The sequence below is a fragment of the Streptomyces sp. NPDC097107 genome, from assembly GCF_044762405.1.
Taxonomy (GTDB): Bacteria; Actinomycetota; Actinomycetes; order Streptomycetales; family Streptomycetaceae; genus Streptomyces; species Streptomyces thinghirensis.
Genome location: NZ_JBIWEF010000003.1, coordinates 409076 through 425399, shown reverse-complemented (window position 1 = coordinate 425399; position 16324 = coordinate 409076). Strand labels below are relative to the sequence as shown.

Annotated in this window: 12 protein-coding genes; 7 read left to right on the top strand and 5 right to left on the bottom strand. The window is 74.0% G+C overall.

Annotated elements, in window-relative coordinates; translation table 11 throughout:
• Nucleotides 1–238: 238 nt before the first annotated feature.
• On the top strand, nt 239–469 hold the full coding sequence (locus ACIQ1J_RS09135) for a hypothetical protein (RefSeq protein ID WP_210958290.1): 231 nt from the start codon (nt 239–241) through the stop codon (nt 467–469).
• 135 nt (nt 470–604) lie between these two features.
• Nucleotides 605–2884, top strand: a complete 2280-nt coding sequence (locus ACIQ1J_RS09130; RefSeq protein WP_403555465.1) for a catalase — start codon at nt 605–607, stop codon at nt 2882–2884.
• A gap of 54 nt (nt 2885–2938) precedes the next feature.
• Here ACIQ1J_RS09130 and ACIQ1J_RS09125 read toward each other — a convergent pair whose 3' ends face one another.
• Nucleotides 2939–3820 carry a diacylglycerol kinase family protein gene (locus ACIQ1J_RS09125; RefSeq protein WP_403555463.1) on the bottom strand — a complete coding sequence of 294 codons (882 nt, stop codon included), beginning with the start codon at nt 3818–3820 and terminating at the stop codon, nt 2939–2941.
• A gap of 72 nt (nt 3821–3892) precedes the next feature.
• Nucleotides 3893–5491: an FAD-binding oxidoreductase gene (locus tag ACIQ1J_RS09120; RefSeq protein WP_403555461.1), complete on the bottom strand. Its 1599-nt coding sequence runs from the start codon at nt 5489–5491 to the stop codon at nt 3893–3895.
• 94 nt (nt 5492–5585) lie between these two features.
• Here ACIQ1J_RS09120 and ACIQ1J_RS09115 point away from each other — a divergent pair, with 94 nt between their 5' ends.
• Together ACIQ1J_RS09115 and ACIQ1J_RS09110 are read left to right on the top strand one after the other, a co-directional pair.
• Nucleotides 5586–6203, top strand: a complete 618-nt coding sequence (locus ACIQ1J_RS09115) for a TetR/AcrR family transcriptional regulator (RefSeq protein WP_403555459.1) — start codon at nt 5586–5588, stop codon at nt 6201–6203.
• Nucleotides 6200–7789, top strand: coding sequence for a glycerol-3-phosphate dehydrogenase/oxidase (locus ACIQ1J_RS09110; RefSeq protein ID WP_403555457.1), 1590 nt, complete (start codon nt 6200–6202; stop codon nt 7787–7789). The genes ACIQ1J_RS09115 and ACIQ1J_RS09110 overlap by 4 nt, the downstream gene beginning before the upstream one ends.
• A 33-nt stretch (nt 7790–7822) precedes the next feature.
• Here the strand turns inward: ACIQ1J_RS09110 and ACIQ1J_RS09105 are convergent, their stop codons facing one another.
• Nucleotides 7823–8101, bottom strand: a complete 279-nt coding sequence (locus ACIQ1J_RS09105) for a hypothetical protein (protein WP_307852022.1) — start codon at nt 8099–8101, stop codon at nt 7823–7825.
• Nucleotides 8102–8260: 159 nt separating this feature from the next.
• Here ACIQ1J_RS09105 and ACIQ1J_RS09100 point away from each other — a divergent pair, with 159 nt between their 5' ends.
• The gene (locus ACIQ1J_RS09100) at nt 8261–8626 is read left to right on the top strand and encodes an STAS domain-containing protein (protein ID WP_210958284.1); all 366 of its coding nucleotides are present in this window, start codon (nt 8261–8263) and stop codon (nt 8624–8626) included.
• 5 nt (nt 8627–8631) lie between these two features.
• Here the strand turns inward: ACIQ1J_RS09100 and ACIQ1J_RS09095 are convergent, their stop codons facing one another.
• Together ACIQ1J_RS09095 and ACIQ1J_RS09090 are read right to left on the bottom strand one after the other, a co-directional pair.
• The gene (locus ACIQ1J_RS09095) at nt 8632–8982 is read right to left on the bottom strand and encodes an ATP-binding protein (protein ID WP_403555455.1); all 351 of its coding nucleotides are present in this window, start codon (nt 8980–8982) and stop codon (nt 8632–8634) included.
• Between the two features lie 338 nt (nt 8983–9320).
• Entirely contained in the window at nt 9321–10670 is a 1350-nt protein-coding gene (locus ACIQ1J_RS09090; RefSeq protein WP_403555453.1) for an endo-1,4-beta-xylanase, read from the bottom strand.
• Between the two features lie 224 nt (nt 10671–10894).
• Between ACIQ1J_RS09090 and ACIQ1J_RS09085 the strand changes: the two genes are divergently transcribed.
• Together ACIQ1J_RS09085 and ACIQ1J_RS09080 are read left to right on the top strand one after the other, a co-directional pair.
• Nucleotides 10895–13453 (top strand): SpoIIE family protein phosphatase, encoded by a 2559-nt coding sequence (locus ACIQ1J_RS09085; protein ID WP_403555451.1) that lies wholly within the window; start codon nt 10895–10897, stop codon nt 13451–13453.
• An 88-nt stretch (nt 13454–13541) separates the two neighbouring features.
• A complete protein-coding gene (locus ACIQ1J_RS09080; RefSeq protein WP_403555449.1) occupies nt 13542–16295 on the top strand; it encodes a SpoIIE family protein phosphatase in 2754 nt (917 codons plus the stop codon).
• The last annotated feature ends 29 nt before the right edge of the window (nt 16296–16324 follow it).

Genomic DNA, 16324 nt, shown 5'->3' with positions numbered 1-16324 from the left:
GCGCTCCGCGACCCCGGCAGGATCCAACGACACACCTCGGGCCTCCCGGCTCAGGGCCGGCCCGGCACGCGCCATGGCCTGCGAGGGCCCCGACCGGCACGTCACTATTGACCAACAGCGTCGGCACGTCACCGGGCCGGGGTCCTTCCCCGTGCGCCTCCCCCGTGTGCGCGCCTCCGGTGGCGCGGCGCCCCCGGCCCGGTGACGCTGGTACGGCACCGGAAAGAGGGAGTGCCCCATGCGCAAGTCGTCGTGGGCCGTGGTCGCGGCCCTGGCCCTGTCGGTACTGTGCGCCGCTCCGGCGGAGGCCGCCGTGTCCCGCGCCGCGCACCTTCCGGTCGACGTGACGGCGACCGAATGCATCCGGGGCGGCGGAGTGATCATCATCTCGGTGGACGGGTCGTCGGGGACGGGCTCCTTCACGAAGCGCTGTCAGGGCGGCACCCACGACGGGGAGTCCGTCACCTGAGACGGCGGCCTCCGTTCCCACGCGACCATGCCTTGAGTCCCGCTCGCTGGGTACGCGGTCACGGCCACCACGGCAGTCGGTACTCGAACACGACCGGCCGCGTGCAGCGGCCCGCCCAGAACGGAGAAGAGGCTGATGAGCGAGGCCAACCCCCTCAAGCGGGTAGCCCACAAGGTCACCGAGAGCCTGCAGGGCGACGGTGACGGACCGGCGGACGGCATTCCCGGCAAGCCCGGTCCCGAGTCGCCCTCCGTCGCCGAACCCACCGAGCCCCGGGAGCCGCTGCCCCCGAAGCCGGACCAGAGCGGTCCGGCCACCGTGTCGCCGACCGGTCAGCCCACGGGAGCCGACCAGGCCCGGGTGGCGCAGTCCGGCGCCTACCTGACGAACGCTCAGGGCACGCGGCTGTACGACACGGACCACTCGCTGAAGGCCGGGCCGCGCGGGCCCGTGCTGCTGCAGGACCATCACCTGCGCGAGAAGGTCATGCACTTCGACCACGAGCGCATCCCGGAGCGTGTGGTGCACGCCCGGGGCGCGGGCGCGCACGGGGTCTTCCAGAGCTACGGCACGGCGGCCTCGGTGACGAAGGCCGGGTTCCTCGCCGCGGACGTGGAGACGCCGGTGTTCACGCGGTTCTCCACGGTGGTCGGCTCGCGGGGGTCGGCGGACACGGTGCGGGACACCCGGGGTTTCGCGACGAAGTTCTACACCAGTGAGGGCGTCTTCGACCTGGTCGGCAACAACATCCCGGTCTTCTTCATCCAGGACGCCATCAAGTTCCCGGACGTCATCCACGCCGCGAAGCCGCACCCGGACCGGGAGATCCCGCAGGCGCAGAGCGCGCACGACACCTTCTGGGACTTCGTGTCGCTGCACACCGAGGCGACCCACCACACCATCTTCTTCATGGGCGACCGCGGCATCCCGCGCTCCTACCGGATGATGGAGGGCTTCGGCGTCCACACCTTCCGGCTGGTGAACGCCGCGGGCGAGACCACGCTGGTCAAGTTCCACTGGAAGCCCAAGCTGGGCGTGCACTCCCTGGTGTGGGACGAGGCACAGATGATCAACGGCATCGACCCGGACTTCCACCGCCGGGACCTCGCCGACGCGATCGAGGCGGGGGCGTACCCGCAGTGGGAGCTGGGCATCCAGACCTTCCCCGACAACCCGGAGCAGACCTTCGAGGGCATCGACCTGCTGGACCCGACGAACATCGTCCCGGAGGAGCTGGCACCGGTGCAGCCGGTCGGCCTGCTGACGCTGAACCGGAACCCGTCGAACTTCTTCGCCGAGACCGAGCAGATCGCCTTCCACGTCGGCCACCTCGTCCCGGGCATCGACGTCACGGACGACCCGCTGCTCGCGGGGCGGCTGTTCTCGTACCTGGACACGCAGATCACGCGTCTGGGCGGTCCCAACTTCCCGCAGCTGCCCATCAACCGCCCCCAGGCTCCGGTCAACGACATGCTGCGCGACGGCATGCACCAGACGGCCGTGCACCGGGGCGTGGCGCCCTACCGGCCCAACTCCCTGGACGGCGGCTGCCCGTTCACCGCCGGGGCGGACATGAGCGCCTTCGTGGAGGCGCCGGTCCGGGTCCCGGAGGCGACCAAGGTACGGGAGGCGCCGGAGTCGTTCGCGGACCACTTCAGCCAGCCCCGCCGCTTCTGGCTGAGCATGAGCCCGGTGGAGCGCGAGCACATCATCGGCGCCTACACCTTCGAGCTGGGCAAGTGCTACGAACAGGCCGTCAGGGAGCGGACGCTTCAGGTCCTGGCCAACATCGACCCGGAGCTGTGCGCGGGCGTCGCCGAGGGCCTCGGCCTGCCCGCCCCGACACCGACCGTGCCGCTGGCCGATGTCGAGCCCAGCCCCGCGCTGTCCCAGGTCGGCCGGACCTGGCCCCTCGACGGCCGGGTCGTCGGCATCGTCACCGGCGGCGCGGACCTGGAGGGTGTGACGGCCGTACGGGAGGCGGTGCTGAACGCCGGAATGGTGCCGCTGGTCGTGGCGCCGACCGGCGGCACCATCGGCTCGGGCGACGCGGCGCTGACCGTACAGCGCAGCTACGTCACCGCACGGTCCGTCGAGTTCGACGCCGTCCTGGTGGCGGGGACGCCCGACATGGGCGGCGACGCCTACACCCCGCGGGACTACAAGGCCACTCCGCCGCCCGCGCGGCCGGGGACCATCGACCCGCGGGTGAGCCTGCTGGTGTCGGAGGCGTACCGGCACGGCAAGGCGATCGGTGTCTGGGCGGGCGGCGAGGCCGCGCTCGACGCGTCGGGCGTGCCCACCGACGCCCCCGGCGTGGTCGTCGCGGCGTCCGGCACCGCGGCCCTGGAGCAGCTCACGGAGCTGATGGGCGCCCACCGGGTGTGGGAACGCTTCACCACGCCCCGCGGCTGATCCGCGTACCCGCCGGGCCGGTCACCGATGCCGGTGGCCGGCCCGGCGGCGTGTTCAGCACAGGACGTTCAGCGCCCCGGGGAGCACTCTCGCCGTGACGGGGAGGACGGCCTCGACCTCGCCGTCGGCGCCGTAGGGTATCGCCCGGTCGGCCTCTATGCGGACCTCCCGGCCGCGCAGGACTCGCACCTGCGGCCTGCGGACGTGGGCGCCCGAGCCGAGTTCGTTCATGAGGGCGAAGAACAGCCGCCGCGGCGCGTCGTGGATCATCACGACCTCCAGCAGGCCGTCGTCCACCCGGGCGGAGGGCGCGATGAGACGGTTGGACCCGTAGTAGCCGGAGTTGGCGGCCACGGCGGTGTAGCCGGTGAACGCGTGCTCCTCGCCGTCGACGGTGACGCGGTAGCGGGTCGCGCGCCAGGCGACGATCGCGCGCAGCGCGCCGGCGTAGTAGGAGGCGGTGCCGCGCAGCAGCCGCGCGTTGTTGGCGTGGTGGTTGGCGAGCGCGTCGACCCCGGCGTAGACGCTGCCGAGCACGACGGTGCGGTCGTGGACGGCCGAGGTGACCTCGATGGTGTCGACGGGGCGCGGCTCGCCCCGCAGCAGCACCTCGGCGAGGGCGGTGGGCTCGGTGGGCAGCTCCAGGGCGCGGGCGAAGTCGTTGCCGCGGCCCGCCGGGACGAGGCCGAGGAGGGACCCGGTGCCGCTGAGGGAGCCGCCGATCCCGCCGGCCATGCCGTCGCCGCCGACGGCGAGCACCACCCGGCCCCGTTCCCCGGCCCGCCGGGCGAGCTCCCGTGCGTGCGCGAGGCTGCGGCTGTACTCCGTCTCCAGCTCCGCCCCCGCCCCCCGCAGCAGCCGGGCGACCCCGAGCAGTGCGGCGGCCGAGGTGGCGCCGCCCGCGGTGGGGTTGACGACGGCGGTGAACTGTCGCATCGATGTGCCTCCGGGCTGACGGGTGGTGCCGGACTGTTGTCTCACGGGGTCGCAGCGAGTCGCTGTGCGGGGTCAGTCCTCGGGCAGGAGGACGCCCGGGCTGAGCAGTCCGGCGGGGTCCAGGGTCCGCTTGACGGCGCGCAGGGCCTCGACGCCGAGGGGGCCCGCCTCCCGGACGTACCAGTCGCGGTGGTCGGTGCCGACGCCGTGGTGGTGGGTGATGGTGCCGCCCGCGGCGAGGATCGCCTCGTTGGCGGCGTGCTTGGCCCGGGCCCAGTGCGCCAGGGCGTCGTCGCCCTGGGCCGAGACGACGGTGAAGTACAGGGAGGCGCCGTTCTCGTAGACGTGCGAGATGTGGCACATGACCAGGGGCGGGGTGCCGGCCTCGGTGAGGGTGCCGGTGAGCGCGTCACGGACGGCGGCGTACAGCGCGGGGACGCGGGACCAGTAGGTCGCCGTCTCCAGGGTCTCGGCGAGCGCCCCGGCGTCCAGCAGGGAGTCGCGCAGGTAGGGCGCCGAGTACCGGCCGTGGGCCCAGCGCTCCCCCGGTTCCTCGCCGGCGAAGGCGCCGCCGCTCTCCCGCAGTACGGCGGCGGCGCCGCCCCGGCGGTGGGCGGTGTCCTCCTCGCTGCCCTCGAAGCCGACGACGGCCAGGCATCCGGCGTCCTGCCGGGCCAGTGAGGCGCCGATGGCGTCGGGCTGGGCAAGGCCGATCAGTGTCTCCGTCTCGTCGGACAGCCGCAGCACCGTCGGGCGCGGGCCGTCCTGGGCGAGCCGGCGCAGGGCCGCGGCGCCCTCGTCGAAGGAGGCGAAGCGCCAGCCCTCGTAGCGGCGGACCTTCGGCACGGGCCTCACTCGCACGGTGACGGACGTGATGACGCCGAAGGCGCCCTCCGAGCCCAGTACGAGCTGGCGCAGGTCGGGGCCGGCCGCCGAGCGCGGGGCGCGGCCCGTGTCGAGGGTGCCCTCGGGGGTGGCGAGGGTGAGGCCCAGGACCATCTCGTCGAAGCGTCCGTAGCCGGCGGAGGCCTGGCCGCTGGAGCGGGTCGCGGCGAAGCCGCCGATGGTGGCCCACTCGTAGGACTGAGGGAAGTGGCCGAGGGTGTAGCCGTGCTCGGCGAGGAGCGCCTCCGCCTCCGGGGCGCGCAGTCCGGGTTGCAGGGTGGCGGTCCGGGAGACCTCGTCGAGGTCGAGCAGGCGGTTCATGCGGCGCAGGTCGAGGGCGACGAAGGTGCCGTCGCGGCCGGGGGCGAGGCCGCCGACGACGGAGGTGCCGCCGCCGAACGGGACGAGGGTCAGGCCGTGCTTGGCACAGGCCCCCAGTACGGCGAGCACCTCGTCGTGGCTGTCCGGCAGGACGACGGCGGCCGGGGTGCCGGCGGTGTCGCCGGTCCGCATCCGCAGCAGGTCGGGGGTGGACTTGCCGCGGGTGTGGCGTATGCGGGACTCCGCGTCCGTGCGCACGCCGTCCGCGCGGTCGCCGACGGCGGCCGCCAGCGCGCGGCGGGCGGCCTCGTCCAGCGGCGAGGCGGGGACGTCGATCTCCGCCAGCGCAACGGACGCGGCGTCGCGGGGCTTGACGCCGAGCAGTTCGCGCAGCAGCCCGGTCACCGTGTCGGGCAGCGGCGTCGCCCGGGCCGGGTCGCCCCAGCCGTTCCACAGCATGTCCATTGCCTGTCGTCCTCACGCTCGGTTCGGGAGAGGTGCGTTCGGGACGCCATCGGAATGCGGTCCGCCCGGCCCCACTGGCGTTACACTGTTACACATGACGCCTAACCGTCACAACAACTCGGGCCGACCGAACACCTCGGACAACGACACGCTGCTGGACGCCGTGCGCGACTGCGTACTGGCCGTCGGCGTCCGCCGTACGACGATGACCGACGTCGCCCGCCGCGCCGGCGTCTCCCGGATGACGCTGTACCGGCGCAGTCCGGACGTGCGGTCCCTGGTCGGCGACCTGATGACCCGCGAGTGGATCGCGGTGGCCACCGGCGCCATCCCCGAGCCCCGGCCGGGCCTGGGCACCCGCCCGCGCGTCGTCGAGGGACTCGTGACCGGGGTCGAGGCGTTCCGCGCCCATCCGCTCTTCCGCAAGATCGTCGACGTCGACCCCGAGCTGCTCCTGCCCTACGTCCTCGACCGGCGCGGGGCGAGCCAGGAGGCACTGCTGGGGCTGCTGGCCGACGCGCTCGGCGAGGGCCACGCCGACGGGACGGTGCGCCCGGCCCACACCGGGCGGCAGGCACGCTCCGTACTGCTGATCGTCCAGTCCTTCGCCCTGTCGCTGCGGACCATGACCGACGAGGACGACGCCGAGCTGACCCCCGCGGCCTTCCTCGCGGAGCTGCGCACCATCCTGGAGAGGACCCTCACGCCATGAGCCCCGTCAGCAGCACCCCCGCCGCCGGGGCCTCCCTGTCCGCCGGGCGGCGCTCGCGCGAGCTGACCGACGCCGTCGGCGGCCCCGTCGTGGACGTCCTGGTCGTCGGTCTCGGCGCGACCGGGGCCGGCGCCGCCCTGGACGCCGCGGCCCGCGGCCTGAGCGTCGTCGCTGTGGACGCCCACGACCTGGCCTTCGGCACCTCCCGCTGGAGCTCCAAGCTCATCCACGGCGGCCTGCGCTACCTCGCCTCGGCCCAGCTCGACGTCGCCCACGAGAGCGCGGTGGAGCGCGGTGTGCTCATGGAGCGCACGGCGCCCCATCTGGTGCGCGCGCAGCCGTTCGTGCTGCCGCTGACGCCCATGGTCTCCCGCGGTCAGGCCGCGCTGGCCTGGGCCGGGTTCCGGGCCGGCGACACGCTGCGGCTGGCGGCGCGCACCGCCCGGGCCACGCTGCCCGCGCCCCGCCGGCTGTCCGCCGTCGAGACCCGCCACCTCGCGCCGGCGCTGCGCTCCGACCGGCTGCGCGGCGGCCTGCTGTCCTGGGACGGCCGGCTCACCGACGACGCCCGGCTGGTGACCGCGCTCGCCCGGACCGCCGCCGGGCGCGGCGCCCGGATCCTGACCCGGGTCCGGGCTCTGGAACTGACCTCGTCCGGCGCCCGGATACGCGACGAGCTCACCGGGGAGGAGGGCGTGATCCGCGCCCGCGCGGTGGTCAACGCCTCCGGTGTGTGGGCCGGCGACCTGGTCGACGGCATCCGCGTCCGGCCCTCCCGCGGCACCCACCTGGTCCTGCGCTCCGACCGGCTCGGCCCGCTCCCCGCCGGCCTGCACGTGCCGGTCCCCGGGGAGACCAACCGCTTCGTCCTGGTCCTGCCCCAGGGCGACGGCCGCGTCTACGTAGGACTGACCGACGAGCCCGTCGACGGGGACATACCGGACGTGCCCGAGGTGCCCGAGACAGACATCGGTTTCCTGCTCGACGTGCTCGGCTCCGTGCTGGACGTGCCGGTCCAGCGCGAGGACGTGGTGGGCGCCTTCGCGGGCCTGCGCCCCCTGCTGGACACCACGTCCGCGGACCGGCCCGGCAGCGGGGCCCGCACGGCGGACGTCTCACGCAGGCACGCCGTGCTCACCTCGCCGGAGGGCGTGATCACCGTGGTCGGCGGAAAACTCACCACGTACCGGCGCATGGCCGAGGACGCCGTGGACGCCGCCGTCGCCGCCCGCCGCCTCGGCGCCGGCCCGTCGCCCACAGCCACGCTTCCGCTGGTCGGCGCGGCCGCTCCGCACGCCCTGGCCGCGTTGCGGGCACCGCGCCGTCTGGTGCAGCGCTACGGCACCGAGGCACCGGCCGTGCAGGCGCTCGCCGACCGGGACCCCCGGCTCGGCGAGCGCGTCCTGCCGGACCATCCCGTCACCGGGGCCGAGCTGCTCTGGGCGCTGCGCCACGAGGGGGCCCTGGACGAGACCGACCTGCTCGACCGCCGCACCCGCATCGGGCTGGTGCCCGAGGACCGGGCGGCGGCGCTGGCGGCCGTGCGCGCTCTCGTCGGCGAGGTCACGGCCGCCCGGCGGGACTGAAACCGGTCCGGTACCGGCCCCGCCGGGGACCGGTCAGGTGCCCTGCCCCCCGTCCTGGACGGCTTTGCGCACCTTCGCCTCCATCTTGTGCCGGGACTGACCCCCCTCCTTGACGTACTCCGTCATCGCGGACTGCGCGTCCCGGTCCAGGTCGCGCCAGGCCCGAACGGCGGTCTCGTACGTGTGGGACTGCCGTTCGGTCCACTGATGCTGCGTGGGAGGCCCGTACGTGGCCCGCAGCTCCTCGACCCGGTGCCGGGCCAGGTCCGCCGCGCGACGCTTGTGCACGAGCTCTTCGAATGTGTGATCCACCACACCTCGACCGTAGTCAGAGGAGCGCCGTCGCGCGCGTCGAGCCCCTGGCCGCCGGTCCGGCGCCGCCGGTCTGCGCAAGTGGCCCACACGGGCTCCCGAGAGCCATAGCATCAAGCCACCGAGGACGGCCGGGCATATGCGAGAGGTGAGGGAAGCGTGGCGGACATCGAGGGAGCGGCAGTACCGGAGCGGCTGCTGATCACCCGTACCACCACGGGCGACGGCGTCAGCCTCGTCCTGCTCGCCGGAGAAGTCGATCTCGACGGCAGCGGTCAGCTCCGCGACGTGCTGCTGTCCTGCGTGCAGACGGCGCCGGGCACGGTGGTCGACTTCGGCGAGGTGGTCTTCCTGGACTCCAGCGGCATAAACGTGCTCATCTCCGCGCACCGGGCCGCCGAGTCCCGCGGTGTCTGGTTGCGGCTCGCCGCGCTGCAGCACGCCGTCGAGCGCGTGCTGCAGCTCGTGGGCGTGGACACACTCATCGCCTGCTACCCGACCGTCGAACAGGCCCTCGCGGCCTGACGCGGTCAGCGCAGCGGCAGGCGCGCGTACACCGTCTTCCCCGTCGCGTGCGGCTTGGTGATGACCTCGCCGCACAGGCGCGTCACGATCTCCAGACCGTGCCGGCCGACCCGCAGGGGATCGCGGGGCAGGAACGTGGGGAATGCGTCCCCCGTGTCCGACACCGCGATCTCCACTCCGTCGTCCAGCAGGGTCAGTTCCAGGCGGCAGGGGCCGGGCGCGTGACGGAGCGCGTTCGTCACCAGCTCGCTGGCGACCAGGCGGGCGGCGTCCAGGAAGGTGTCGGCCAGGTCCACGCCCTTCTCGCCCAGTCCCGCGACGAAGCCGTGCACGACGTCCCGGGAGGCCGGGATCATCGCCGATCCCCCTCTGAATTCCACCGCCGTGGACACGACCGAGGCGTCTGCGGCATCGGGTCTGCGCGCCGGAGTCATACAGAGCCTCACCGTCCGGTCCGGGGCCGAGTAGGGGAAGCACATGCCCCCGGTCCCTCACGATACGCACCGGGGCGGTTTCCACGATCTCTTTGCCCCAACTTCCGCCGGACGCGCCGTTTTTCGGACAGGCCCGGGCCCAGTGCGCCGGAAAGGGTGCCGTCCCGGTCGGCGGCGGGCACGGCCGGGCCTCGCGACGAGGCGCGCCGGGCCGCCCCGAGCCCGCGGGGGCTTCGGGGCGACCCGGTGCGCCGGACGGGTCAGGAGGCCGTGCAGGCTCCGACCGCCGGTGCGGCGTCGCTGCCGTTCTTCGACACGGTGAACCCGAAGCTGGTCGACGCGCCGGCCGCCAGGGAGCCGTTCCAACTAGGCCGTGCCGTCATGACGTTGCCGCCGCCGTCCCAGGTGGACGTGGCGTTCCACGTGGCCTGGACCCGCTGCGGCGAGGTGAAGGCGACGGTCGTCGTCCAGGAGCCGATCGCTTCGCTGCCCGCGGTGATGGTGACCTGGCCGTTGTAGCCGCTGCCCCAGTCGGCGGTCCTGGTGTACGTGGCGGTGCAGCTCGCCGTGCCGTTGCCCGGGTCGCCGCCGCCGTCACCGCCGAGGGCGGACAGGACGGCGCCGTAGGCGGGCTTCTCCTGGTAGTCGCCGTCGAAGAGCAGCGGGGTGCCGCTACTGCGCCACGAGTACTTGTCGGTGACGCCCCAGACGGTGATGCCGGTGCAGCGGTCCACGGCGAGACAGGCCTCGACCACGTCGGCGTAGCTGTTGGCCTGCGCAGTGCCGGAGCCCTCGATGTCGAGTTCGGTGATCTGCACGTCGACGCCGAGGTCGGCGAAGCGCTGGAGGTTGGCCCGGAAGTCGGCGGGGACCGGGGAGTTGCTGTTGAAGTGGCCCTGGAAGCCCACGCAGTCGATGGGCACGCCGCGGGACTTGAAGTCCTCGACCATGTCGTAGACGGCATTGCTCTTCGCGTTGACGCCGTCGGTGTTGTAGTCGTTGTAGCAGAGCTTGGCGGCCGGGTCGGCGGCGCGGGCGGTGCGGAACGCCTCTTCTATGAAGCCGTTGCCCAGCTTGTCCTGGAAGGGCGAGCTGCGCCGCGCACCGCTGCCGCCGTCCTGGAAGGCCTCGTTGACGACGTCCCAGCTGTGGATCTGCCCCTTGTAGTGGCCCATCACGCTGTTGATGTGGTTGTTCATGGCGGTGCGCAGGCCGGAGGCGCCGAGGCCGCCCACCCAGGAGGGCAGCTGCGAGTGCCAGACGAGCGTGTGACCGCGGACGTCCATGCCCTGGCTTCGGGCGTGGTCCACGACCTGGTCGGCGGCGCCGAAGGTGAAGTTGCCCCGGCTGGGCTCGGTGGCGTCCCACTTCATCTCGTTCTCGGGTGTCGCCGAGGCGAACTCGCGGTTCAGCGTGGAGACGTAGTCGGCCTCGTCCAGGTGGCTCGCCGCGACGGCGGTGCCGAAGTAGCGGCCCTGGCCGGCCGCCGCGGATCCGAGTGTGTCGGCGGCTCGGGCGGCTTCGGCGGAGTGGGTCGCGGCCGCCAGCGCCGCGGCGGCGACGAGACCGGCGGTGGCCGCTCTCGACAGACGTAGCAGAGTCATGCGCATGTCATCCCGTTCCATGATCGGTGTGCGGAGCCGTTCGGAAGGGCAGGAAACTCCGAAAGTTTCGGAAGGATTTCCGAATGTCGCGGAGGAGGTTACGGACTCCGGTCCGCGAGGTCAACGCCCGTCGTTGTCACCCGTGCGGCCCGACCAGGTGCGCGACCTGGGAGTCGTCGCGCATTCTTGCTGTGTCGCCCGCGTGACGGCGCACGGACGAGGTGGGGCCGATGAGTGCAGGCGCCGAGGACGCGGACCGCATGCCCGGGCGGCTGACGGCGCTGCTGATCGACGCCTGCGTCCAGGCCATCGGCGCGTCCGGCGGCCATGCGGGCGGGGTCTACCTGCGCTCCCGCACCCCCGGCCTGCTGCGACTGGCCGTCCTGGCCGGACTGCCCGGGCCACTTTTCCGGCCCTGGTGGCGGCTGCACGTGGACAGCCCGTTCCCGGTCGCCGACGCCTACCGGCTGGGCGTCCGGGTGGTGCTGCCCAACGCGACGGAGACGATGCGCAGGTATCCGCAGTTCGCGGCGGGCCTGCCCTTCCCGTTCGGATCCCTGTACGTGCCCGTGGCAGGCGCGACGCGGTCGTACGGCGTGCTGACCGTCCTGCGTCCCTCCGCCTCCGACACCGCCGAGGCGCTGGACGGCCTCGACCGGATGGAGCGGCTGGCGCGGGAGCTCGGCTCGGCCCTGGAACGGCTGGACGAGGACCGGGACGCCCCGCCGGTCGCATGGGACGGCGAGCCGCTCTGCCTCCGGCCGCCCCCGGCCGAACGGCACCCGCCGCGCGCCGGGAGCTTCACCTGGGACCCGGGTACCGGTGCCGTCACCGTCGACGAGCCGCTGTGCGCCCTGCTCGGCGTGGCCGCGGCCACCGACGGACCCGTCAGCGCCCCACTCGGCCCACTCACCGCCGCCCTCGCAGCCGACGAGGGGCACCGGATCGCCGCGGCACTGCGGCAGACGGCCGCCGGCCGGCCTCCTCCGCTGCCCCTGTACGTGCGTGCCGCGGACGGTGCGCTGCTCCTGGTGGAGCTGTGGAAACCACAGGCCGCGCCGCTCGTCGGCGGCCCGGTGCGCGGCGTCGTACGCGACACGTCCACCGGCGCCGTGGCCGACGCCGCGGCCGACCTGCTTCCGGACGGCGTGTTCTGCGTGGACCGGCTGGGCACGATCGTCTACGCCAATCCGCGCGCCGCCGCGCTGCTGGGGCAGCCACGGGCGCGGCTGCTCGGCCATTCCCTGTGGGAGGCCGTGCCCTGGCTGGACCAGGTGGCCTACGAGGATCATCTCCGCGGCGCCCTGCTGTCCCCCGAGCCGGTCCACTTCCATGTCCGGCGCCCTCCCGACGGCAGCCGCCGGACCACGCCGCAGCCCTACGAGGGGGACTGGCTCGCCGTCTCGGTCCATCCCGGGCCGGACCTCCTGACGGGCACGCTGCGCCCCGCCAACCGGGTGGCCGACGCGTCCGCCGGCCTCACGCCCGAGCACGGCGCAGCGGAGACGGCGTCCGGCACCGGCGCCCCGGGCCCGGCCCTCGACGCCACGACGGCACCCGTGTACCGTCCCATCGTCCTGGCCGTGGCCCTGACCGAGGCGGTCACCGCCCGCCAGGTGTCCGCCGTGGTCGTGCGCGAACTGCTGCCGGCGTTCGGCGGCCGCCGGCTCGCCATCTACCTGCTCCAGGACCGGCATCTGTACCTGGCGTGGGAGACCGGCTTCCCGCCGGGCTTCCTCGCGCCCTTCGAGGGGGTGGCCCTGGATGCCAGGCTGCCCGGCGTCGAGACGCTGACCAGCGGCCGGCCGCTCTTCTTCGACTCGATGCAGGCGCTGGCCGCCGCGTACCCGGGCATCCCGCTGGACGCCACTGAGGGGGCCCGTGCCTTCCTGCCGCTGATCGCCTCCGGGCGCCCGGTCGGCTCCTGCATCCTCGGCTTCGACCGTGCCCGCGGCTTCGGCACCGAGGAACGCGCGGTCCTCACCGCCCTCGCCGGCGTGATCGCCCACGCCATGGAGAAGGCCCGGCGCTACGAGACCGAGACCGCGCTCGCCCGCGGGCTCCAGCGCGCCCTGCTGCCGCGCCGGCTGCCCGCGCATCCCCTGCTGGAGACGGCGGGACGCTATCTGCCGGGGACCCAGGGCATGGACGTGGGCGGCGACTGGTACGACGTCGTCGCCTCCGGGGACGGCATGGCCCTGGTCATCGGCGACGTGCAGGGGCACGGCGTGCAGGCGGCGGCCACGATGGGGCAACTGCGCAGCGCCGTGCGAGCCTTCGCCCTCGGCGACCGTCCGCCCGACGAGGTGCTGAGCAGCGTCAACCACCTGCTGACCGATCTGGACCCGGGTCTGTTCGCGAGTTGCTGCTACATCCGGCTCGACCCGGCCACCGGGCGGGCGTGCGCGGCCCGCGCGGGACACCCGCCGCCGCTCCTGCGCCACCCGGACGGACGCACCGAGGCACTGGACCTGCCCGGCGGGGTGGTGCTCGGCGTGGACCCCGGCGCGCCGTACCCGCTGACGGAGTTCCACGTCGAGCGCGATGCCGTCCTCGCCCTCTACACGGACGGCCTGGTGGAGCGGCCCGGCACCGACATCGACGACGGCATCACCGCCCTGCGGCTGGCCCTCGCCAGGTTCGGTGCACCCGCCGCACGGCCGGGAAGCAGTTCGCTGGCGGGCGTCGCCGACCGGATCGTCGTCGCCGCCCGCCACGCCACGGACCGCCCCGACGACATCGCCCTGCTGCTCGCCACGCGCCGCCACCGGCGCGGAAGCCCGCCGTGAGGACCGCGCCGGGACCGGGCCCGCCGGGCCACTCCTTCACCAGGGGTGCCCCTCGCCTCCTCGGGCCCGGCAGTGTAGACATGGGCACATGGTCCGACTGATGGGTCGATCGGGAGAGCGGTCACCCCGTCGTCCCGGCGGCCCGCTCGCCCGGTACCGGCGAGACGCGGACCGGTCACGGCGGGGGGCGGACGCGGGACGGCGGCGGCGTGCCGCGGCACTGCGCTCGGCCATGTCCGGACGCAGTGTCGCCGGCCAGGTCTTCGCGATGAACGTGGTCATCGTGCTGCTGCTCGTGGTGGCCGCGGCCGTCGCGCTGGTGCTCCAGGTACGCCACGACAGCACGGTCGAGGCCCGCAACCGGTCCGTCGCCGTGGCCTCGACGTTCGCCAACTCCCCCGGCATCCGCGAGGCACTGCGCGGCCCCGACCCCACGGCGGTGCTCCAGCCCCGGGCCGAGGCGGCGCGCAGGGCCACGGGCGTGGACTTCGTCGTCGTCATGAACACCGACGGCATCCGCTACACCCACCCCAGACCCGACCGCATCGGCAAGGAGTTCGTGGGGAACATCGCCCCCGCGCTGGCCGGGGAGACGGTGACCGAGGAGATCGAGGGGACCATCGGCCCGCTGGTCCAGGCCGTGGTACCCGTCGAGGAGCCCGACGGGACGGTGATGGGCCTGGTCTCGGCCGGCATCACCACGGAGAACGTGGGTGGCGCCGCCGAACGGCAGATGCCGCTGGTGCTGATCGTGGCGGGCGTCGGACTGGCCCTGGCGACGGCGGGCACGGCGCTCGTCAGCCGGCGGCTGCTGCGGCAGACGCACGGCCTGGGACCGCACGAGATGACCCGGATGTATGAACACCACGACGCGGTTCTGCACAGCGTCCGGGAGGGCGTGCTCATCGTCGGCGGGGAGGGCGGGCTGCTGCTCGCCAACGACGAGGCACAGCGCCTGCTCGACCTGCCCGACGACGCGGAGGGACGGCACGTCCTCGACCTCGGGCTCCCGGACGACACGGCGGAGCTGCTGGCCTCCGGGCGGGTCGCCACCGACGAGGTGCACCTGGTCAAGGACCGGTTGCTGGCGGTCAACCAGCGGCCCACGGACGTACGGGGCGGCCCGGCCGGCAGCGTCGCCACGCTGCGCGACTCCACGGAGCTGCGGGCCCTGTCCGGCCGGGCCGAGACCGCCCGGGAACGCCTGGACATCCTGTACGCCGCCGGCGTGGGCATCGGCACCAGCCTGGACGTGACCCGCACCGCCGAGGAGCTGGCGGAGCTGGCCGTACCCCGGTTCGCGGACTACGTCAGCGTGGACCTGTTCGACACCGTACTGGCCGGCGGCCAGCCGGGAGGCGTGACCCCGCTGCGCCGCGCCGCGCTCAGCGGGATCCGCGAGGAGGTCCCGCTCTACCCGGTGGGCCGGCAGATCCGCTTCGTCATCTCCTCCCCGCAGGGCCGCTCCCTGCAGACCGGCCGGCCCGTACTGACGCCCAGCCTCCGCGAGGCCCGGGGCTGGCAGGCGCAGGACCTCGAACGTTCGGCGCGGGTGGTGGAGTACGGCGTCCACTCGCTGATCACCGTGCCGCTGCGCGCGGGCACCCTGGTGCTCGGGGTGGTCAGCTTCTGGCGTTCGGAGAAGCCCGAGCCGTTCGACGAGGACGAGATGACGCTCGCCGAGGAGCTGGTCGCGCGCGCCGCGGTCTCCATCGACAACGCGCGCCGCTACACCCGCGAGCACAGCATGGCGGTGGCCCTCCAGCGCAGTCTGCTGCCCCGCAGGATGCCCGAGCAGAACGCCTTGGACGTCGCCTACCGGTACCTGCCCGCGCAGGCCGGGGTCGGCGGGGACTGGTTCGACGTGCTGCCGCTGTCGGGGGCCCGGGTCGCGCTCGTGGTCGGCGACGTCGTCGGTCACGGGCTGCACGCCGCGGCCACCATGGGGCGGTTGCGGACGGCGGTGCACAACTTCACCGCCCTCGACCTGCCGCCCGACGAGCTGCTCGGTCTGCTGGACGAGCTGGTCGGCCGCATCGACCAGGACGAGGCGGCCGACGACGGCACCGCTCCGGTCACCGGCGCGACCTGCCTCTACGCGATCTACGACCCGGTCTCCCGCACCTGTGTGATCGCGCGGGCGGGCCACCCGCCGCCCGCGCTGATCCAGCCGGACGGGGGTGTGGAGTTCCCCGAGGTGCCCGCCGGTCCCCCACTGGGCCTGGGCGGTCTTCCGTTCGAGACGACCGAGCTGCGCCTGGCGGAGGGCAGCCGCCTGGTCCTGTACACCGACGGACTCGTCGAGGACCGGGAGCACGACATCGACGTCGGCCTCGAGCACCTGCGCCAGGCGCTGGAGACGGCCGGCGAGTCGCCCGAGGAGACCTGCCGGACCGTCCTGGACGCGCGGCTTCCGGACCGGCCGGGCGACGACATCGCCCTGCTCGTCGCCCGCACCCGCGCGCTCGGTCCGGACCGGGTCGCCGAGTGGCAGGTGCCGAACGACCCGGCGGCGGTCGGCGAGGTACGCGCCCAGGTCACCCGGCGGCTGGCCGAGTGGGGGCTGGACGAGCTGACGTTCACGACTGAGCTGATCCTGAGCGAGCTGGTCACCAACGCGATCCGCTACGGCGGCGAGACCGTCCATGTCCGGGTGCTGCGCGACCGCAGCCTGATCTGCGAGGTCTTCGACAGCAGCAGCACCTCGCCCCATCTGCGCTACGCGGCCATGACGGACGAGGGCGGGCGCGGGCTGTTCCTGGTCGCGCAGCTCGCGGAGCGCTGGGGCACCCGCTACACGCCGGGTGGCAAGGTCATCTGGGCGGAGCAGCCGGTGCCCTGACGGGCTCGGGCTCCGCCCCCGGTCCGTAC

Bases quoted from the DNA above. Each gene is read 5' to 3' on its own strand.
- ACIQ1J_RS09135 (WP_210958290.1), top strand. From the start codon at position 239: ATGCGCAAGTCGTCGTGGGCCGTGGTCGCGGCCCTGGCCCTGTCGGTA.
- ACIQ1J_RS09130 (WP_403555465.1), top strand. From the start codon at position 605: ATGAGCGAGGCCAACCCCCTCAAGCGGGTAGCCCACAAGGTCACCGAG.
- ACIQ1J_RS09125 (WP_403555463.1), bottom strand. From the start codon at position 3,820: ATGCGACAGTTCACCGCCGTCGTCAACCCCACCGCGGGCGGCGCCACC.
- ACIQ1J_RS09120 (WP_403555461.1), bottom strand. From the start codon at position 5,491: ATGGACATGCTGTGGAACGGCTGGGGCGACCCGGCCCGGGCGACGCCG.
- ACIQ1J_RS09115 (WP_403555459.1), top strand. From the start codon at position 5,586: ATGACGCCTAACCGTCACAACAACTCGGGCCGACCGAACACCTCGGAC.
- ACIQ1J_RS09110 (WP_403555457.1), top strand. From the start codon at position 6,200: ATGAGCCCCGTCAGCAGCACCCCCGCCGCCGGGGCCTCCCTGTCCGCC.
- ACIQ1J_RS09095 (WP_403555455.1), bottom strand. From the start codon at position 8,982: ATGATCCCGGCCTCCCGGGACGTCGTGCACGGCTTCGTCGCGGGACTG.
- ACIQ1J_RS09090 (WP_403555453.1), bottom strand. From the start codon at position 10,670: ATGCGCATGACTCTGCTACGTCTGTCGAGAGCGGCCACCGCCGGTCTC.
- ACIQ1J_RS09085 (WP_403555451.1), top strand. From the start codon at position 10,895: ATGAGTGCAGGCGCCGAGGACGCGGACCGCATGCCCGGGCGGCTGACG.
- ACIQ1J_RS09080 (WP_403555449.1), top strand. From the start codon at position 13,542: ATGGTCCGACTGATGGGTCGATCGGGAGAGCGGTCACCCCGTCGTCCC.